This is a genomic window from Acinetobacter sp. YH12068_T (assembly GCF_024606005.1).
In the GTDB taxonomy this organism is placed as follows: Bacteria; Pseudomonadota; Gammaproteobacteria; order Pseudomonadales; family Moraxellaceae; genus Acinetobacter; species Acinetobacter amyesii.
The window spans coordinates 773,602-793,064 of the sequence record NZ_CP094555.1; the positions used below are offsets into that span (position 1 = coordinate 773,602).

Below are 19,463 nucleotides of genomic sequence, written 5' to 3' on the forward strand. Positions count from 1 at the left end.
GTGGCTTATGTTGTGTAAATCGAAGAAATCTAACTACTATCCGAGCGTTGCTGTTGGCGTAATTGATATTTATTTTTGCCCATCAGCAATAAACCCCAAAGCAACAATAAAACGGCGAATATGCCATTTAAAAAAATCACATCGTTATAGGCTCGAACTTGGGCTTCTCGAGTGATGGTTTGATTAAGGCTACGTATGGCTTGTTGTTGGTCTAAATTTGAGTCTAAAGAATATTGATGCGCACTTTGCGCCAATTGTTGTAGGCGCTGTTCGACTATAGGTGAGGTTTGCGATAAATCATTATAAATCTGTGCCTGATAGGTTTGGGTACGCATTTGCTGATAGGTCGAAAAGAATGATGAGCCGACGAGACCCCCAAAGGTCTGTGTCGCAGAAAACAGCACGATAAACGTCACCATGTGCGATGGGCCTTTTTGCAAAGCACTGACTATGCCTGTAAGCAAAAGAGGGCCAATAAACATGCCACTGGCAAAGCCCACCAAAAACTGACTCCAATAAAAATCATGCGGTCGTACATCACTGGTCAAGTGATAATCCAGCGCACAGGCAAAGAGCACGAGACCTGCTGCACCAAGCAGATGAAGCACAATTTTTTCTTTGGAAAAGGTCAGGGCACTAAACACTGTACCTAAGACAATCCCGATCAGCACGACGGTATAAAAGGAAACAAATTGGTCGGGTCCCATGCCCATGGTTTTCAAAAAATTCACGGCTGCATAGCTTTGTTCTGACATGAGAAAGCGAATGGCAAAGGCACCAATAATAAAACTCACGGTAGACGATGTTCCGAGCCAGCGTGTGACAATCAGTGGATTGACCCGAAAATGTTCATAGGTCAGACCAACAACTAAAAGAATCAAAGCGGCGATGAGTAAATAGGCCAACCATTCAGCCTCAAACCACCAAAGAATCGGGCCTTGAGTTAGCACGATACATAGCAAAGCAAAGCCGGGTGCCAATAATGCAAAGGTGAATAAATCTTGCTTTTCAAACACTTCGATACGTAGGCTTCGTGGCAGTTTTAGAGAGACCACCATCGCCAAACAACATAAGGCTAAACCTAATTCAAAGGTATAGAAAATAGACCAATCATTTACATCGACCAGATAGGGCGACATGATCCATGCCAGCGGTATCCCCAACTGCTGAAAGCCTAAAGCTAGATAAAGCCCACGACCGAAATGAGCACGTTTAAAGGCTTGCATGATGTAATACATCCCAAGCGAACTGAGTGGAGCTGCAAGTAAGCCGCTGATCACCCGTGCAAAAATTGCCATTTCATAGGTATGAACGAATAAATGCAGCACCATCACCGCGATAAATAATACCAAGCCAATTTCTGAAAATAGCCTAAGTCCATATTGTTGGCGGGCTTTAAATAAGATTAGGTTGGAGCTGACATTGGCCATAACAAATGCTGCAGGAATCCATGCCGCTTCTGAAGGCGTTAAGCCATATTCACCTTGTAGAAGGGGGAGATTTGCCGTGATAAATCCATTACTTAAACTCCCCGAGATCGCAACAAATAAACCGATAAAGAAGTATAAAAAACGCTTATAGGTGGGATGTGCAATGGCAGCGGGAGAGCCGGGCAGGGTTGGTTTTTCTTCGGGTGTCCAATCCGGAGCAGGTTCCAATAAACGCGGAGATTTGGACATGACGTATTACCCGCATATACCATGCAGTAAAAACTCCACGGCACGTTTGGCGAGTTTTTCTTGATCTGCTTCGGTATGGCCTTGCAAAGCTGCACGCAAAATGGAGGTGACCATGGCATAGTCCGCCGGTTTAAAGTCTGCTCGGCAGCGACCATTTTGAATGGCCTGATCAATCATCGGTTGCAATATGGCATCACGTCGTTGGTATATTTCAACTATGGCGGGATCATCCCGATCGATCACACGCCAATATTCCATTAAAGCCGTGAGATAGGGAATATTATAAATATGGTCTTGAATGAGGCGAATAAATCCATCATCGAACTGTGCATAATTAAGCGCACGCTGTTCAAGTCGGTTCAAGGCAGCTTGCATTAAGGCGAGTACCAATTCACGACGGTCATTAAAATTACGATAAAACGTCGCACGTCCAACTTGAGCCTGATCCATTATGAGTTGTAGAGGAGCATTGATTCCGTGAATACGGAATACCTCAATCGCAGCTTCTAAAAGCACTTCTCGGTTTTGTGCAGCGAGTTGTTGACGTGTGGACATTATTCTTTTGACATCATTGTAAATTTATCTAGCTATCAAACGGACAAAAGTGTCCGAAGTAAAATCGTATTCGATAGCAGTTTTGTAACTGGTTTACTATGTAGTTTTAATAAAGTTAATAAGTTTATTATTTTAAAAGGAAATATTTTTCTATTGGCATCTATTTTCATCCGCATTCGTAAGACCGTTGAGACATAATTCCTGACAATTGACCCTAAATCGGCAGATAAATAAGGTGAATATCTGCACAAAAATGCTATGCTGATTTTATAAGCAAGATAATTATAAAAATGGAGGGCATCCAATGAGCAAATTAAGTCGGGCTGTGCTGCCTATGCTGTGCCTGTGCAGTTTTTGGATGGTTGGCTGTGATACGACAGACGAATTGCATCGTCCTCAAAATGAACATCGCACCATGATCATTGGCGGTGTCCCTGTGAATGACCATGACTATAAATTACCGCTTGAAGATGTTGCACTCAATGAAGCCGCTGCGGATGACGACTAGCAGATAGATCCGTCAAAAATAGGGTGGACATACTGTCAGTACACGGTAGTGAGACGTGACATGTAAAGAGTCACAGATGCAGTGTGCTACGTCAGATGTGTGAACATTTTGAAGTAGACGTCTTACTTCTGCAGTTTAGTTTGTTGGATTAAAGCCTTACAAACATTTAAAAAGGCTCTGTACTCGCCCAGTATGCCCGAACTGGAATGAACCGTGGTTCAAATGCTTAAATCAGGTCAATCTATCAGGTCTATTTGCCAATTGGATGCCTGAATTTCTAAGTTATTTTGTCTAAGTTGCTGACTAATGCTATCGGCCTGTTTCTGTAAATCTGCCACTGCAATGGTTTTAATCCAACGGATTTCACTCGAGCTATAACGACCATTTTCACGGCGTGAGCTGTCAATCGCTTGTTGCAAGATACGATGCTGCTGGGTCAATAAATCACGTTCATTGAGCACTGAAAGCATGCAGCGTCCTGAACCGGTTTTAGCTTGTGCATTGGTGGCGTGAATCTTTTCAATTAAACCATAAAGTTCTGTATTTACTGCAAATGCTTCTTGAATTAAAGCATTTGGTTCTTCGCTAGGTACATCACCTTCTTGAATGAGCACGTTGTTATTGATTCGTTGTTGCAGCGAGGCCAATTTAGTTTGTAAGTCACTGCGTAAAAGTAGGGCTTCGGCTAATTTCATTGTCTTGATATTAATTTGTACTTTTAGCGATCATGCGATGGATTAATGCAGTATTCAAGTTATTTATAGTGAAAAATTTGGTCAATTAAAATAAACACTGCAAATTATAGGGAGAAATTCAGAGATTCTGTCTGTAAAATTGCCACGAATTTAAGTGAAAACGGTGTGACAGTGGAATCATTTTGGATATTAGGCTCGATTGCGGCAGCACTATTACTTGGTGCAATGAGCCCAGGGCCAACGTCAATTTATGTGGCGAAGAATTCCATTGCGATTTCACGTAAACACGGTTTATTTACCGCACTTGGTACAGGTTTGGGCGCTGCAATATTTGGGCTTTTAGCGGTATTGGGTTTGCAGGCATTTTTATTGGCTGTACCTTCTGCATATTTGGCTTTAAAAATTTGTGGTGGTTTATACCTGCTTTGGATGGCATTTAAAATTATAAAACATGCCAAAGAACCGATTGAAGCTGGTGATGCCAGCAGCTCGCAAATGTCACTCCGTCGTGCATTTACTACTGGTTTAATTACCCAGTTGTCGAATCCGAAAATTGCAATTGTGTTAGCCAGTATTTTTACGGCACTTTTACCGAAAGACATTCCGACTTATTTTTACTTTGTACTGCCAGTTTTGTGTTTCTTTATCGATGCAGGGTGGTGCTCATTGGTCGCTGTGGCTTTGTCAGCAGAAAAACCACGTAAAGTCTATTTGAAGTTTAAAGCGGGTTTTGATCGGGCAGCTGGGGCAGTGATGACAGTGCTGGGTTTAAAGTTGATTTTTGGGATGAAGTAAAAATAATAGATAAAGGGCCTTCATTGATGAAGGCTTTTTTATGTCGATGAGAACGTACTCAAAATTTTAAAGCGAGAATGGTATTTATCACTTAACCACAGGTTTATTAGTTGCCAATACCAAAAGTATGTTGTTAAAGAGTTGCTGTAATGGAAAATTGCCTTTAGAAAAATTGGCAACACATCATTTTAAATTTGCTGAGTTTGAAAAAGCGTATGATGTGTTTAAGCATACGGCTGATGAAAATGATGATTGAAGTGGTTTGATGTTTTAATCAATGCTTTGATTTTGTAATGAAGACTCCCTCTCCCTATGGCAGAGGGTTGGGGTGAGGGTGTTCTGATATTTAGGTACATTTGCTTTACTTTTGTCAGGGCAAAAGTAACAAAACCCCTTTGTTCGTAAGAGGTTACTTCCGTGTGCTCCTAACGAATGGGCGAAATCCATGTCGCAAGGCATTTGATTAAGTATCTTTAAGTTTTTTAAAATAACTTTGGTTCTATAAAAAGGAGTACGTTGATAATAAAAATTTACTAAAATAAGAGTAGTTTTGTTTTTAGTTAATTAAATTGAGTAAGTGAGGCTCAGTTTAGTTATAGAACGACGTATTAAGACGTGTTCTTGCCTAAAGTGCATTCAAATTATTCTTCGTACAATTACAATAAATTAATAAAAATATTAAGGTGTCGAATAATGTTAATTCAGGTGCAACAAAAAATTGAGGGAATATTTCAGCAGTTAAATAGAAGTCAAAAATTCTATTTGATAGGGTGTGTGTTAGCTTTAAATACATTTTTTTGGTATCTGATGCCAACGAATGATTTTTTCAAAATTAGTTTGTTTCTTCTAAGTGTATGTTGGGCTGGAGGTATAACATCTGACTTTTTATACTGTTATCATAAAGCATGGGGAACAATATTAGGTAAAGTTATTCTTGTTGCTATATATGCATTATTAACAAACATTACATATGGTTTTGCAGATCAACTTGTTAATCACATTGTCGGATATGAATCTAATGGATTGAATAGAGTCACGAGTTTTGTGGCTATAATGATAATTCCTATAGTTTTTATTTTAGTTACATTCATCGTATTTCTACTTCTTATATTTCTAAGTCAATTTTATATGATGTACGTAATTTGGGCTAAAGAAAGAGATGATTTAAAAGAAAGCTATTCTGTATGGAGCTGTGCAGCTAGATTTTTAATATATCCTTTTATCTTTATGCTTTTATTTACCTTTGGAGATAAATATAAAGATAAATATTCAAACTTTATTTCTGAAATGGCCCAATCATATATTTATGCTTTTGAAGCAAAGAAGTTTTCAAGATGCATCACTCCAAAAGATAGTAAAGTAATAGCAGTTTCAAGTGATGAAATTATACTTGTGACTAAAAAAGATGATAACTATAGCTTTGTGCCTATGCTTTGTGATCCAATCTTGAAGAAATAATATTTATAAAAAAGCCCCTACAACGTAGAGGCTTTTTCTTATCTTAATCTTAAAAGTTAAGACACTTTATCACCAGCTTTAGCACCAGTTTCAGGTGAAATCACCCAAACACCATCGCCATTACCCGCAGCTAAAACCATACCGTTAGAAATACCAAAACGCATCTTACGTGGTGCAAGGTTCGCAACCATTACCACCAATTTGCCTTTAAGGTCTTCAGGTTGGTAGAACTCACGAATACCGCTAAATACGTTACGTGGCTCAGCTTCACCGACATTTAACGTCAATTGAAGTAGTTTATCCGAACCTTCAACGTGAGCAGCTTCTAAAACTTCCGCTACACGTAAGTCAATTTTCATAAAGTCTTCAATGCCGATGATTTCAGCTTCGCCAACTTTAGGTTCAGGTTTCTTCTCTTTGGCTTTCTCTTTTTTCTTTTCCGCTTTTGGTGCTTCCGCAGGGGCAGCTAAAGAGTCTTTAGACGCATCAACCATAGCAGCAACCGCTTTCGGGTCCACACGTTGCATCAATGGTTGGAATTGAGCAATTTCATGATCCACTAAAATCGTTTTGCCTGAAGCAAAGTCGAAAGACTCAAGCTTCAAGAAGTCTTGAACTTGAGCAGCCAAAGTTGGAAGAACTGGAGCAAGGTAAACTGCCAATTGACGGAATAGGTTAATACCTACTGAACACACGTCATGTACTTGTTGTTCTTCACCTTCAATTTTCGCAAGTGCCCAAGGCTTTTTCTCGTCGATATATTGGTTGGCTTTGTCAGCAAGCGCCATGATTTCACGGATTGCAGCAGAGAATTCACGTGCTTCATATTGAGCAGCGATTGAAGCGCCTGCATCAATAAAGCTTTGTACCAATTCAGGTTCAGCACACGTTGCAGAAAGGTTGTTATCAAACTTGGTGTTTATGAACTTGGCACAACGGCTTGCGATATTGACCACTTTACCAACAAGGTCGGAGTTTACTTTCTGAACGAAATCATCAAGATTTAAGTCAGAATCTTCAACTTTGTCAGAAAGCTTCGACGCGAAGTAGTAACGTAAGTATTCAGGGTTTAAATGCTCAAGATACGTTTCCGCTTTAATGAAGGTACCGCGAGATTTAGACATCTTCTGACCGTTTACAGTCAAGAAACCGTTGACGAATAAGCTTGTTGGGGTGCGGTAGTTTGCACCTTCAAGCATTGCAGGCCAGAACAACGCGTGGAAGTAAACGATGTCTTTACCAATGAAGTGATAGACTTCATTTTTCGAATCTTTTTTCCAGTAATCGTCAAAGCTTAAATCTGGACGTTTAGTCTTGATGTAGTTTTCAAAGCTCGACATATAGCCGATTGGCGCATCTACCCAAACGTAGAAATATTTGTTTGGCGCATCTGGAATTTCAAAACCAAAGTAAGGTGCATCACGAGAAATATCCCAATCCGATAAACCTGCTTCAAACCATTCATCAAGTTTATTGGCAATTGACACAGGCAGACGGCCTTCGTCTCTTGTCCATTTTTGCAGGTATTCACCAAAGTTTGGCAGTTTAAAGAAGTAGTGATCTGAAGATTTTTCTACAGGTGTCGCACCGCTCAAAGTCGATTTTGGATTGAGTAACTCAGTTGCGTTGTAGGTTGTACCGCACACTTCACATGAGTCGCCGTATTGGTCTTCCGCTTTACATTTCGGGCATGTACCTTTAATGAAACGGTCAGACAAGAACATTGTTTTTTCAGGGTCAAACAATTGCGTCACAGGGCGTACTGCAATGTTGCCCGCTTCACGGTTTTTGATATAAATCTCAGAAGCACGTGCTTGGTTTTCAGGGCTATTAGTTGAGTCGTAATGGTCAAAGTCAACTCTAAAGCCAGCAAAGTCACGTTCATGTTCTTTTTGCACATTGGCAATTTGCTGTTCAGGCGAAATACCATTGGCTTCCGCACGTAGCATAATCGCTGTGCCGTGAGCATCATCCGCACATACATAAGTCACGTTATGACCCATTGCACGCATGGCACGAACCCAAATATCAGCTTGGATATAACCGAGTAAATGACCCATATGAATTGGGCCATTCGCGTATGGAAGGGCGTTAGTAACTAAAATATTACGCACGGATATGACTCTCTCATTCGTATTTATGCAATGGGCTGTAATTTTACATGAGATAGCCAGTACTTGCACAAGGGAATAGGTGAAATCTTTGCAAAAGTAAAAAAATCTATATTGCTGACACAATTACAGTGATAATAGGGCATATCTGTGATGCCTTTAGAGTGACAAGCCCATGTACGACGACGATTATGATGACGACCAGCCTGTGACCCGTATTCCGCAAAATCAACAGCGTAATAAACAACTCGGTCAGCACATTGTCAAAGAAGCACAACAATACCTTGAGCAGATTTCGGCAGATGAACATGCATTACTGATTCAGACTTTACGTGATTTGGCTACAACTGAACCTTACTTCGATGTATTGGCCGATGAGCTTGATCAACCTGTAGAAATGAAAGTGGCAAATGACGCCTTAAACTTGTTGTACTTTTGGCAATTGCTGCATCAACATGAAGATCAAAAACAGTTTCATTTACTCGATGCGATTAACACCGAGTTTTTTCAGACAGAAATGTTGAAAGCCTTTGATGCCTTAGAGATTGGTGAAAATAAAGCGCAACGTCGTTTGGTTCTACTTGAAGCTTTTAAACTGTATAAGCTGAATTTCCATGCCGGTTGTATCCCTGTCTTGTATGCACAGTTAGAAGGCATTTTAACTGATGTACTGATTCAAACGGGCTTTTTAAAGCAGAGCGGTACCAAGTTTGTCGATGTATATAAAATTGTACCCGGTCTAAAAGGCAGTGAAATTAAGAGTCTTTGGCATAAAGCAAAAATTGCCAAAGAACTGAATCATTATTTTGCCGAATTGGCAGCCTATCAAATGGATAGCAGCTCTACTGTAGCCATGACCCGCCATAATATTTTGCATGGGACCGACGTCGCGCATTTTAATCAGGGACGGAGTTTCATCCTATTTATTTGGCTGTTTTCCGCAGTAAGCTTTATGAGCACGGTCAGCAAATAATCTTTTTATGTAGCGGTAAAGTGCGTCATTAGGGGCTTTACCGTTATTCCTTTTGCTTAATTTAGATTGATGAATATCAATACAATAAAAATAGCCTTTATATTTTTCAATGATTTAATACATTTAAACTCGGATCAATTTTAACTCCTAACCTTATGCCAAAAAGCATAAATGCAACGTCATGTAGCTCAATTGTTTCTAAATGCATATTTTTAAGGTCATCCCGTCAAAGCACGTTATAACTATTGTTAGACAATAACAGAGAAGAGGCGAGAACGATGACAACTGAAAATAAAATTGATCAATTGAAAGATAAAGCGTCAGAATTGGGTGATGATCTAAAGCTCAAAGCCAAAGAAGCTCAGCTTGAAGGTGAAAAAGCCCTCGATGGTGCAAAGCATAAAGCTGAAGAGTTAAAACTCGAAGGCGAAAAAGCCTTAAATGACGCCAAACATGAACATGCAGAACAGCATGCTGAAACCAAAGACCGTCTAGAGCAGTTAAAAGCAGAAGCGAGTCATAAATTTGATGAAGCCAAAGTCAAAGCTTCCGAACTTAAACATGAGGCTGTCGAAAAATTTGATGAACTCAAAGTGCAGGCGACAGAGAAATTTGACGAGTTAAAAAAGAAAGCCACTGACACACTGAATAAGTTTAAAAAAGATGATCAAGCTTAATTGGGGCTGATCAAAAAGGCCGTTCTATCAAGAGCGGCTTTTTTAGGATTCATTGTTTTAATCCATCTAAATTTTCAGTCTTAATATTTTTGACTTGATCATCGACTACGGTAATCACGTAGCGCATATTAGCAATTTCATAGGTGTAATCTACCGCTAGTTTTGCAGGCAGATTTTTCTCTTGCAGCGGATAAGACAGCATTTTCATCGGAGAAGCTTGCATACGCGAGCGCATGAGATCGATGCTATCACCAATCGCTACAGTTTGTCGGTCAGGTGTTTGAATGGCTTCAGTCGCAATTTCTGCATAGGCTGCTGAAGTCAGGAGCATCAAGGCACATAAAGTCGTTTTATAAATATTCTTCTTATAGATAGTCTTCGGATACATCGTCATCCCCATTTTAAAAACTAAAAAGCACAAAATGTGCCTTTAGATTGCACATCCATCGCTATGATTATTCTGTTGAAACGACTGAAATATAAACTGAAATTACGCTGAAAATGTATGGTTGATATGTAATCAATTCAAATTTAAAGGCTTTGGTTTAGCCGCAAAAATCAGTTGCAGGTGCATTTTTAAGCGTCACACGTTAGAAAAATTGTTTGAAAGCTGACTAAATTACTCAACTTTATAAGTTTATAGGGATAAGTCATTCATCTCCCTCTTACTCTGGGGCAGATGAACAGGTAAACTATCGCTATTATCTTTTGATTTTCCTGTTTGGAGACAACATAATGTCGTGGCTTTCTTCTCTAAAATCTGTGTTTTCACCCTCCCAAGAGGTGAAAGAAGAGGAAATCCAACAGGTTTTACAAAACTATGTACTTCCCAATTCAAATAATGCTTTAAAAGACCGTATTACACAGGTAAATGTGCAAGGTCAGATCTTGCAGATCACGATTAATACCTTTCCTTCAGAAGCCGATGACTTACAAAAAATCCATGATGATTTGGCCGATGCATTGGAAAAATGTGGCATCACAGAATTAAATATGCACGTGATTCAGCAAAAGACTGGACATACATCGGGTGGTTGCGGTCATCACCATGCAGAAGGCGAAAGCTGTTCTAGCCAAGAAAAAGCTGAAAGTTCAGCAGCAAAAAGCCAGTTACCTCCAGTTGTGGATGCGTCTGCGAAAACACCCGAAGCACCTGCCGAAGTTGATCCGAATAACCCACCGATTCAAAAAGCCGCTCCACAACAGCGTGATGTACCGAAACACCCACGCATTCAAAATGTCATTTTGGTGTCATCTGGTAAAGGTGGTGTGGGTAAGTCAACCACGACAGTTAACTTAGCTTTGGCATTACAGAAATTGGGGCTAAAAGTTGGCGTTTTAGATGCGGATATCTATGGTCCAAGTATTCCAACGATGCTCGGTAACGCTGGCCGTACGCCGATGATTGAAGCTGAGCAATTTGTTCCTATCGAAGCATATGGTATGGCTGTACTTTCAATTGGTCACTTAACTGGAGATAACAATACGCCAGTGGCTTGGCGTGGGCCGAAAGCGACAGGGGCGTTAATGCAGCTCTTTAACCAAACGTTGTGGCCTGATCTGGATGTATTGGTCATTGATATGCCGCCAGGCACAGGTGATATTCAGTTGACGCTTGCACAGCGTATACCAGTGACAGGTGCTGTGATTGTGACGACACCACAGAACGTTGCATTAATGGATGCGACCAAAGGCATTGAGTTGTTTAACCGTGTACACATCCCAGTGATGGGTGTGGTTGAAAATATGTCGACCCATATTTGTTCGAACTGTGGGCATGAAGAGCAAATCTTTGGTACAGGTGGTGGCGACCAACTTTCAGCCCAATACGACATTCCGCTCTTAGGTCGTTTACCGCTGAATGTACAAATTCGTGAAAATGCCGATGCAGGGAAACCATCTGTGATAGCAGGTGATGATGCTGCTGAAAGCTACATGGCGATTGCACAAAAAGTTGCAGATGCATTACCTCAGGCTGAAAAAGATAAAAACCGTATTTTCTAAGGGTGAACTGAAATTTAAGTTGATCGTATTAAAATCTGGCCTCGTGCCAGATTTTTTATAACGTGGTATTGGGAGTGTTTGAAAATTATGAGTACTGAACTTTAGACATTCAACGATGTCTATGAATTACACATCTAAAAAACGATTTGCACAATTTCTTATTTTTCCTGCGATTATAAGCCGTATGCCAAGGATAAAATTCTTGAGGCATATCAAAGGATGTCGCGTTTGTACTTAGTTTTTACAAAATAGCTTTCACGATATTTCTATTATTTTGGCTAGGATCAATTCTTTGAACGGCAGTAACTGTACAAACGCATTGTGTCTTAGATTTTTTGCCAAATGTCCTCTGTTACAAAGGGCTTAGCATTGAAAAAATATAGAGGAACAAATAATTTTAAATATTATTTGAAGTCATTAAAACCCACCCATCAAATGAGGGTACGCCTTAGTCTAAGAAATTAAAAAGCCCGGTAATTACCGGGCTTTTTAATTGGTTTTTTAGGAGGAAAGAGACGGGTTTGCTTTACGTTTAGCAGTGATAATATTCACCGTAATTGCGATGATGACCATGATAATGCCTACAATATCTGTAATGGTTTCTGGAATAATCATACACAGCGCACCCACACCTAAAAAAATACGCCAGAACCAGTTGAGATAAGTCTTGAAATAACCTTCAACTGCGGAGCCTAAAGCGAGAATTCCTATCACTGAAGTGACAGTAATACTCACTATAGTTGTCCATGCAGGAAAGGCAAATTCTCGAGCATTGACTGCAACATTGGTGGTATCAATCATCAGTATGGCAGGGTTATAAACGAATAAAAATGGAACAATAAAACCAGCAAGAGATAGTTTTAAGGCCTGAAACCCAGTGCGCATTGGATCACCGCCTGCAATTCCTGCGCCCGCAAAGGCGGCAAGGGCAACTGGTGGGGTGATGTTTGCAAATAAACCAAAATAGAACACAAACATATGCGCGACTAATACAGGGATATCAAAGTTTGCGAGTGCTGGTGCTGCCATGGTGGCAGTAATGATATAGGCCGGAATAGATGGAAGCCCCATGCCTAAAATCATCGATGCAATCATGGTTAAAAATAAAGTGAGAAAGAGACTACCTGCACCTAAACTCATAATTGAAGAAGTCATTACTGAACCAAAACTTGTCAGACTTACTACGCCGATAATAATACCAACGACAGCACAAGCAGCCATCACAGATAATGATTGTTTGGCTCCATCAACGAGCGCATCTAAAATATCTTTTACACCCATTCGTGTTGATTTTCTTAAAGCTGCTACAAAGATGGTCAGGACGATGGTGTAGACAGCAGCATAGCTCACAGGAATATTTTGAAATAAGAAAAAGACCAGTGCCAAAATTGGAATAAGTAAATGTCCACGCTCTTTTAGAACTTCTTTTACTTTAGGTAAATCAGCTTTAGGTACGCCTTTCAGATCATCTTTACCCGCACGGAAATGAACTTGAGCCATGACGCCAAGGTAATACAATAAGGCAGGTAATAATGCGGCTAGTGCAATCGTGCCATAACTCACGCCAGTTGTTTCGGCCATAATGAAGGCACTCGCACCCATGACTGGCGGCAAAATTTGTCCACCGACGGATGCACTGGCTTCAACGGCACCAGCAAAATTCTTGTGATAACCAATTTTTTTCATCAATGGAATGGTAAATGAGCCTGTGCCAACAACATTGGCAACAGCAGTTCCATTAATACTGCCCATAAATCCACTTGAAATTACAGCAACTTTGGCAGGACCACCTTGTTTATGACCCGCCAATGCCATGGCAAGATCATTGAACAATTTCCCCATACCTGATTTTGCAAGAAAAGCACCAAAAAGGATAAATAAGAAAATAAAAGTGACGGATGCACCAATTGCCGAAGAATATAAGCCTTCGGTTTTTAAATACATATGTCCGAAAATGTCGCTGATGGTATAAGGGCGAGTAATTAATCGATCTGGCAACCAATCAAAGTGACTGATAAATGTATAGGTCAGGAAAATTAAACTTAAAATGGGCAGCATCCACCCCATGACCCGGCGAGTTGCTTCTATGACTAATACCACACTCATAATTGCAAACGCGATATCTAAGGTATTTGGAATACCACCTCGAGTGGTCATAATAGATTGATATTCTTTCCATAAATATAAAAAACTGAAGATGGAAAGCAAAGCCAAGAACCAATCGAGAAGTGAAATATGCTGCCGGGAGCTTGCTTGACGAGCTGGATAGAGTAAGAAAATGAGTGCTAGGCCAATAGCGACATGGGCTGCACGCTGTATTAACTCAGGTAAAGGATTAAACGTAATAAATAAATGAAATAATGAATAAAAGATCGCTACAAATGCAACAAAGTAGGTAACAGATTTGCTCATATTGATTCGAGTAACAGATTCCCGATCAAATTTTTCTAATATGGCTTGTTGTTGTTTCTCATCGAGTTGTTCTAATACAACTTTATCTTCTTTGGAATTCATAGGCATTCTCCAATCCACCAAGACTTCCATTTGGGTTGATATTGAACCGAGATGTTGACCAAACTATAGTCTGGGTAACTTTGAAAAATAGACCAAATTTTTTGGTCAGCGAGGATCGTGCCTTGCATATTTCTAGAAATCACCCAGTTGATTTCATCTATATTTTGATTGACCCGCATTCTAATCACACCATTTTTTTGAAACTCAATGGGATAATTTGAGGGTGTACCTGCACCAAATGAAATCAAATCGGTGTGGCGCAGTAAAAACTTATTCTTTTGACGCTGATATTGTTCAGACCAAGCCGTCTTTTCTACTGAATGCTTCCACTGTAAATCAAATTGATCAGTTGAAATTTTGCATATATCAGTTTCAACTCTAACCTGCGTATACAGTGTTGGATAGCTAGCATAGATTAAGAAGAACAATATAAAAAATGCAGTATAAACTGCATTTTTTTGAAGCTTATTATTTTTTAGCCACTTCATCATAGTAGCGTTTCGCGCCTGGATGTAGAGGCGCTACAAGGCCTTGTTGAGCACCTTCAAGCGTGATTTCTGTTGCTGCTTGGTGTGAAGTTGCCAATTGAGGCAAACTGTCAAAGAAAGTTTTTGTTAGTTTGTAGACATCATCATCCGATATATCTGTGCGAACAACTAATGCATTTTTAATTGCGGCAGTTTGAATGTCCGCAGTATTGCCATATGTGCCTTTTGGAATAATCATCGGTAAGAAATAACTTTGATCTTTAGCTATTTCTTTGACTTTATCTGCATTGATTGAAACTAACTGTAGATCAAAGCTTTGTTGAAGTTCCATGAGTGATGAATTTGGAATGCCACTAGTCAGGAATGCTGCATCAAGCTTGCCACCTTTTAAAGCATCAGCGGCTTCAGCATAGCCTAAATAATCAACTTTAATATCTTTATAGGTGATTCCAAAACCATTCAACAGTGTGCGTGCATTTACTTCTACACCTGAATTTTGTGCACCCACAGCGATACGTTTACCTTTCAAATCTTCGATATTTTTGATCCCTGATTTTTTAGAGGTTACGATTTGTACGTAGTTTGGATAAAGCGCTGCGACTTGGCTGACATTCTCAACTTTACCATTTGCGAAACTTCCTGCTCCGTTCAGTGCTTCTGTTAAGCTGTCACTCATAACAAATGCCATTTCAACTTTATTCTGTTTGAGAAGGTTTAAGTTTTCGACTGATGCACCTGTAGTCTGAGTCTTAGAATTTACACCAAAAGTTTTGTTATAAATTTCTGCAAGACTCGTCCCAATCACATTGTAAGGTCCTGATGCTCCGCCAGTTGCAATGGTTACGAACTTGGTTTGAAGTTTGTCAGATGTAGCAGTTTCTGCGCTTTTTCCTTCCGTGGTATTTTTTGAAGTAGATTGATCATTTGAGCAAGCAGTAATACACGCCAAAGTAACCGAGAGTAACGTGAGTTTTGTCCATTGGTTCATAGAAACGTCCTTTTACACATAAATTTTGAATATTGATTTGATGAGTTTTAATTTTAATTTCCACTACTCAATTGAACATAACTTAATCAATTATTTTTGAAAAGTATTTTTTTTTGATTTTTTAGTCTCCAATAAATAATGGTTATGCGTAAGAATGGCATGGAGCTATATCGTTTATTTTAATAATATTTTGTCACGTGTAAAAACTGTAGGGTATACATGGAATCATGTGAAATTTCTTTTATAAATATAAGTTCAAGATATTTCTTTGAATTGTAAGGTGCTCTGAATGACTGTTCAGCTAAGGTTTTGTTTTTCTATTTAAGTTACTGAATTTATAATTAAATAAGGAGTTTTTTATAAGCATTTCTATTTTTTATTTTGCTAATACGAAACAACTGAATTAATCTTCGCGGATTAAGTTTGAGGTCAAAGTATGATTTCATGGTTTTTTATTGGTCTAGTTATCAGTATTTTGTTAACGCCAGGACCAACCAATACCTTACTCGCATCTTCGGGTATTCAAGTTGGGCTACGTAAATCATTCCGACTCATTCCAGCGGAAGCCTTTGGTTATCTTATTTCGATTAGCCTATGGGGTTTTCTCATTGGTAAAATTTCCGTACATCTGCCTTTACTGCCGACCATTTTAAAACTGTTTAGTGCTGGCTATATTCTATTTTTGGCTATGCGATTATGGCGTACAGCAACTGTTGCTGAAAATTTTAATCAAAAGGGCATTCGTGCACGCGAACTCTTTGTTGCGACGTTATTAAATCCTAAAGCACTATTATTTGCATCTGCGATTTTTCCTGCATTGGCTTGGCAAAATGCGCAATATTATGTAGCTCACATGCTGATCTTTTTGTTGTTGATTGTTCCTATTGCATTCCTTTGGACCTTTCTTGGTTCAGTTTTGGCATCGAATAAAATTAGTTGGCTCAATCAAGCCAATTTACAACGAACAGCATCGCTAGTCTTGGTCAGTTTTTCGATTCCACTGAGTTATTCTGCGATTTTAAAACTCTAAATTGATTTGAAAATGACTAAATCCGCTTAGTTCGGCAAAGCTTATTTTCATTAAGTCGGATTTCAGTTAAAGTACCACGCAATAATTGATTTAAGTTTTTGGATAGAGATAAATGGCTATTAAGTCTGATCGTTGGATTCGCGAAATGAGCGAAAAACACGGCATGATTGAACCGTATGCAGAAAACCAAGTCCGTTATGATGAAAATGGCGAAAAGCTTATTTCGTATGGCGTGTCGAGCTATGGTTATGACGTGCGCTGTGCTCGTGAATTTAAAGTCTTTACCAATGTTCATTCAGCAATTGTTGACCCTAAAAACTTTGACGATAAAAGCTTTATTGATATCGAATCAGACGTTTGTATCATTCCGCCAAACTCGTTTGCACTGGCACGGACAGTCGAATATTTCCGTATTCCCCGTAATGTGTTAACCGTTTGTTTGGGTAAATCAACCTATGCGCGCTGCGGTATTATTGTCAATGTGACGCCTCTTGAACCAGAGTGGGAAGGTCACGTGACTTTAGAATTTTCGAATACAACCAACTTACCTGCACGTATATACGCGGGTGAAGGTGTCGCACAAATGTTGTTCTTCGAATCAGATGAAGTGTGTGAAACCTCTTATAAAGACCGTGGTGGTAAATACCAAGGTCAAACCGGTGTGACATTACCGAAAGCTTAATCCTTCGGATTGAGTTTAAAAAAGCGGGCGAATTAGCCCGCTTTTTTGTTGGGTCATTCATCGGAAAATAGACCATTCGGTGGGGAAGTTTTTGCAATTGAGTAATTATTCAGCATAATAAAAAGTTAAGTGACTGGTCTATCACAAGTCTCCATTTAAGGAATAAATGGACAATAACATCAAAGCCAGTTCTCAGGAATAAATATAAGAGAGATGCAGAGCATCTGATAAAAGGAAGGTCGAGATGACTCAATTCACCCAGGCTAAGTTATTCCGCCAGAGTTGCTTAGCAGCCGCAGTCAGCATGTTCGCTGCACCATCTGTTTATGCGCTTCAAGATTTATCAGATGAAGCACTTTCAGCCACAACGGGTGAAGGTGTTGCACTCACTTTAGAAAATTTCAAAATGGTCTTTCAAGGCCCAAATGACCGTTCTACAGCTTCTAGTTATGCGTCAGGTATGGTTGATCCAGGGAAAAGCGATACAGGTTTTATTCGGATTATTCCTACAGGTGAAAACTATGAACAATTAGGCCAGCGTGCTTACGATAAAATCTATAAAGCTGCATATGTTGATGCCTATCAGCAAGGCCGAGTTACGGGCTATAACGGTGTTTATGACTCCACTTTCTTAAGTTCTAAAAGCACCTATGAGACCAATAATGCTACACGTATAACCAATGAAACCATCGCAACATATTCAACAGAATATCGTGGCCGATTAGTACAGTTTTATCTTGAATCGCCAACGATGCAGGCATATTACAATCAGCGTTATGCAGATTATAAAGATGGTACTATTATTTCGGGCTTAGAAACTGATGGAACAACAAAGAATACGTTGACAGCAGGTCAGGATAATAAATCTAAAGAATATGCACTGCAAAATACGTATGAGATGATTGAGTTACTATACGGTAATAATAGTACGGGTAATTTACCGACCACTTCGACTTTTTATAAAAATTATGTCTCAGGAAAAATTACCCGTTCAAATATTATTGATACAACAAAAGATGCTCAGTTGAATGCCAAAGCTGCAGAAACCCTCAATCAGTTGGCAACGGACTATGCCAAGCTTGAAGCTCAAAAGGCAAGCGATGCAGCATTAGCAACCGTGAAGAAAAATGCTGAAATTACAGCAAAACAAATTGCTTCGACTGCGACCGTATCGAGTCTCAGATCGAAAGCAGATGTATTTATATATGGCTTAGCCCTGTCCAATAGCAAAGATAAAAATGGCAAAAGTTCATTAGCAACGCGCTATACAGACCAAGGATTTAATTGGGGTACAGCAGAAAACCCATGGCTTTTCCATGCGGGAAATCAAGATGTTGAACAATTTGCGAAAGATAATAAGGGGAATGTTGGTTACTTAGCCATTGAGGCACCATTAAAGAAAATTGCAGCAGATGATGCATCTAATAACATCAAACTTGGTTTGTGGATGGACGTATTTTCACGATCTTTGAATTCAAGTAATGTTGTTGATCCGATTACCGGTGCGCCGACAAGTGGCTTAGATAAAGACTATCGTTTACGTACTCAAATTGTTGCGAATGGCCTGAGTTTTAATGGATCACAAGTTCGAATTTTTCAAACCTTAAAATCTACAAATACAAATTACAACCAAACCTTAGGTTTAGCCAGCCTAATTCGTATTAATACCAATGATCGTGCTGAGTCACTGAGTATCAATGACGGTGATTTGGATGCTCGCGGTATGCGTATCAGTACAGCTGCACGCTCCGAACTGGATGATGGTACTGCAGCGACACCAGCGATGGATCGATCTGCAGCTCCAATCTTTCATGAAACTGAAGGTCTATATTTATATAGCCCAAATATCAATTTAGTTTTAGGAAATATGTATCAGCCCTTTATTGTGGGTTCAGAAGGTCGAAATATTATTCTGGAAGTAACTCGTATTCCAAATGTGCCTTCTATTTACAGTAAAATTTATACCTACTATACGGATATCCCGGGTAATACCACAGGTACATCGGGTTTAACCGCTGCTGACTTTAAAGGTTCAACCTGTAACGTCTATAGTTGTGGTACGGAGTTAAAAGCAAACTCTTCAGATGCGACAGCACTATATCAAGGGCGTAATGCAACACATAGTAGTATTGCAATCGGTACAGTAGAGCGCTTGCCTGGTAATCTGCTGAATGCAAAAAGTACGGATACGGCGACAGGTGTGGTCTTTAAAGGTGTCAATGGACAAAGCACGAATTTAGGATCTGTTGCCATAGATGGCGTATTGATTCAGCACTTAAAAATAAGAACAACAGGGCTGTAGGAGA

Annotated in this window: 17 protein-coding genes; 9 read left to right on the forward strand and 8 right to left on the reverse strand. The window is 39.5% G+C overall.

What is annotated here, in order from left to right:
• Positions 1-29 precede the first annotated feature (29 nt).
• Together MST18_RS03790 and MST18_RS03795 are read right to left on the reverse strand one after the other, a co-directional pair.
• Positions 30-1,679 carry an MFS transporter gene (locus MST18_RS03790; RefSeq protein ID WP_180101827.1) on the reverse strand — a complete coding sequence of 550 codons (1,650 nt, stop codon included), beginning with the start codon at positions 1,677-1,679 and terminating at the stop codon, positions 30-32.
• 6 nt (positions 1,680-1,685) lie between these two features.
• A complete protein-coding gene (locus tag MST18_RS03795) occupies positions 1,686-2,234 on the reverse strand; it encodes a TetR/AcrR family transcriptional regulator (protein ID WP_180101826.1) in 549 nt (182 codons plus the stop codon).
• A 304-nt stretch (positions 2,235-2,538) separates the two neighbouring features.
• Between MST18_RS03795 and MST18_RS03800 the strand changes: the two genes are divergently transcribed.
• On the forward strand, positions 2,539-2,742 hold the full coding sequence (locus MST18_RS03800) for an NF038215 family lipoprotein (protein WP_180101825.1): 204 nt from the start codon (positions 2,539-2,541) through the stop codon (positions 2,740-2,742).
• Positions 2,743-2,978: 236 nt separating this feature from the next.
• On the opposite strand, the gene MST18_RS03805 is transcribed toward MST18_RS03800, so the two are convergent.
• Entirely contained in the window at positions 2,979-3,437 is a 459-nt protein-coding gene (locus MST18_RS03805; protein WP_180078197.1) for a DIP1984 family protein, read from the reverse strand.
• A gap of 171 nt (positions 3,438-3,608) precedes the next feature.
• Here MST18_RS03805 and MST18_RS03810 point away from each other — a divergent pair, with 171 nt between their 5' ends.
• Together MST18_RS03810 and MST18_RS03820 are read left to right on the forward strand one after the other, a co-directional pair.
• Positions 3,609-4,232 (forward strand): LysE family translocator, encoded by a 624-nt coding sequence (locus MST18_RS03810; protein WP_078192408.1) that lies wholly within the window; start codon positions 3,609-3,611, stop codon positions 4,230-4,232.
• A 693-nt stretch (positions 4,233-4,925) separates the two neighbouring features.
• Positions 4,926-5,690, forward strand: a complete 765-nt coding sequence (locus MST18_RS03820; RefSeq protein ID WP_180133523.1) for a hypothetical protein — start codon at positions 4,926-4,928, stop codon at positions 5,688-5,690.
• A gap of 56 nt (positions 5,691-5,746) precedes the next feature.
• Here the strand turns inward: MST18_RS03820 and metG are convergent, their stop codons facing one another.
• Entirely contained in the window at positions 5,747-7,804 is a 2,058-nt protein-coding gene (metG, locus tag MST18_RS03825; RefSeq protein ID WP_180101823.1) for a methionine--tRNA ligase, read from the reverse strand.
• Positions 7,805-7,976: 172 nt separating this feature from the next.
• Here metG and MST18_RS03830 point away from each other — a divergent pair, with 172 nt between their 5' ends.
• Both MST18_RS03830 and MST18_RS03835 read left to right on the forward strand, forming a co-directional pair.
• On the forward strand, positions 7,977-8,774 hold the full coding sequence (locus MST18_RS03830; protein WP_180133522.1) for a hypothetical protein: 798 nt from the start codon (positions 7,977-7,979) through the stop codon (positions 8,772-8,774).
• 278 nt (positions 8,775-9,052) lie between these two features.
• Positions 9,053-9,451, forward strand: coding sequence for a hypothetical protein (locus MST18_RS03835; protein WP_180101821.1), 399 nt, complete (start codon positions 9,053-9,055; stop codon positions 9,449-9,451).
• Positions 9,452-9,500: 49 nt separating this feature from the next.
• Here the strand turns inward: MST18_RS03835 and MST18_RS03840 are convergent, their stop codons facing one another.
• Complete coding sequence (locus MST18_RS03840; RefSeq protein ID WP_180101820.1) at positions 9,501-9,839, reverse strand: hypothetical protein; 339 nt, start codon at positions 9,837-9,839, stop codon at positions 9,501-9,503.
• A 347-nt stretch (positions 9,840-10,186) separates the two neighbouring features.
• Here MST18_RS03840 and apbC point away from each other — a divergent pair, with 347 nt between their 5' ends.
• On the forward strand, positions 10,187-11,455 hold the full coding sequence (gene apbC, locus MST18_RS03845) for an iron-sulfur cluster carrier protein ApbC (RefSeq protein ID WP_180101819.1): 1,269 nt from the start codon (positions 10,187-10,189) through the stop codon (positions 11,453-11,455).
• A 501-nt stretch (positions 11,456-11,956) separates the two neighbouring features.
• On the opposite strand, the gene MST18_RS03850 is transcribed toward apbC, so the two are convergent.
• The 3 genes from MST18_RS03850 to MST18_RS03860 are packed head-to-tail and all read right to left on the reverse strand — an operon-like array spanning position 11,957 to position 15,445.
• A complete protein-coding gene (locus MST18_RS03850) occupies positions 11,957-13,969 on the reverse strand; it encodes a TRAP transporter permease (protein ID WP_180133521.1) in 2,013 nt (670 codons plus the stop codon).
• A complete protein-coding gene (locus MST18_RS03855; RefSeq protein WP_227591861.1) occupies positions 13,966-14,460 on the reverse strand; it encodes a DUF1850 domain-containing protein in 495 nt (164 codons plus the stop codon). Before MST18_RS03855 ends, MST18_RS03850 begins: the two co-directional genes overlap by 4 nt.
• Positions 14,438-15,445 carry a TAXI family TRAP transporter solute-binding subunit gene (locus MST18_RS03860; RefSeq protein ID WP_067764588.1) on the reverse strand — a complete coding sequence of 336 codons (1,008 nt, stop codon included), beginning with the start codon at positions 15,443-15,445 and terminating at the stop codon, positions 14,438-14,440. Before MST18_RS03860 ends, MST18_RS03855 begins: the two co-directional genes overlap by 23 nt.
• Positions 15,446-15,881: 436 nt before the next feature.
• Between MST18_RS03860 and MST18_RS03865 the strand changes: the two genes are divergently transcribed.
• From MST18_RS03865 to MST18_RS03875, 3 genes are all read left to right on the forward strand, one after another.
• Complete coding sequence (locus tag MST18_RS03865) at positions 15,882-16,475, forward strand: LysE family translocator (RefSeq protein ID WP_180133520.1); 594 nt, start codon at positions 15,882-15,884, stop codon at positions 16,473-16,475.
• A gap of 112 nt (positions 16,476-16,587) precedes the next feature.
• Entirely contained in the window at positions 16,588-17,157 is a 570-nt protein-coding gene (dcd, locus tag MST18_RS03870; RefSeq protein WP_005008040.1) for a dCTP deaminase, read from the forward strand.
• A gap of 244 nt (positions 17,158-17,401) precedes the next feature.
• Entirely contained in the window at positions 17,402-19,459 is a 2,058-nt protein-coding gene (locus MST18_RS03875; RefSeq protein ID WP_180133519.1) for a hypothetical protein, read from the forward strand.
• The last annotated feature ends 4 nt before the right edge of the window (positions 19,460-19,463 follow it).

Excerpts from the sequence above, each read along its gene's own strand:
- MST18_RS03795 (WP_180101826.1), bottom strand. The coding sequence starts at position 2,234 with ATGTCCACACGTCAACAACTCGCTGCACAAAACCGAGAAGTGCTTTTA.
- MST18_RS03830 (WP_180133522.1), top strand. The coding sequence starts at position 7,977 with ATGTACGACGACGATTATGATGACGACCAGCCTGTGACCCGTATTCCG.
- MST18_RS03820 (WP_180133523.1), top strand. The coding sequence starts at position 4,926 with ATGTTAATTCAGGTGCAACAAAAAATTGAGGGAATATTTCAGCAGTTA.
- dcd (WP_005008040.1), top strand. The coding sequence starts at position 16,588 with ATGGCTATTAAGTCTGATCGTTGGATTCGCGAAATGAGCGAAAAACAC.
- MST18_RS03855 (WP_227591861.1), bottom strand. The coding sequence starts at position 14,460 with ATGATGAAGTGGCTAAAAAATAATAAGCTTCAAAAAAATGCAGTTTAT.
- MST18_RS03875 (WP_180133519.1), top strand. The coding sequence starts at position 17,402 with ATGACTCAATTCACCCAGGCTAAGTTATTCCGCCAGAGTTGCTTAGCA.
- MST18_RS03850 (WP_180133521.1), bottom strand. The coding sequence starts at position 13,969 with ATGAATTCCAAAGAAGATAAAGTTGTATTAGAACAACTCGATGAGAAA.
- MST18_RS03805 (WP_180078197.1), bottom strand. The coding sequence starts at position 3,437 with ATGAAATTAGCCGAAGCCCTACTTTTACGCAGTGACTTACAAACTAAA.
- MST18_RS03790 (WP_180101827.1), bottom strand. The coding sequence starts at position 1,679 with ATGTCCAAATCTCCGCGTTTATTGGAACCTGCTCCGGATTGGACACCC.
- MST18_RS03840 (WP_180101820.1), bottom strand. The coding sequence starts at position 9,839 with ATGTATCCGAAGACTATCTATAAGAAGAATATTTATAAAACGACTTTA.
- MST18_RS03860 (WP_067764588.1), bottom strand. The coding sequence starts at position 15,445 with ATGAACCAATGGACAAAACTCACGTTACTCTCGGTTACTTTGGCGTGT.
- MST18_RS03865 (WP_180133520.1), top strand. The coding sequence starts at position 15,882 with ATGATTTCATGGTTTTTTATTGGTCTAGTTATCAGTATTTTGTTAACG.
- apbC (WP_180101819.1), top strand. The coding sequence starts at position 10,187 with ATGTCGTGGCTTTCTTCTCTAAAATCTGTGTTTTCACCCTCCCAAGAG.
- MST18_RS03800 (WP_180101825.1), top strand. The coding sequence starts at position 2,539 with ATGAGCAAATTAAGTCGGGCTGTGCTGCCTATGCTGTGCCTGTGCAGT.
- MST18_RS03835 (WP_180101821.1), top strand. The coding sequence starts at position 9,053 with ATGACAACTGAAAATAAAATTGATCAATTGAAAGATAAAGCGTCAGAA.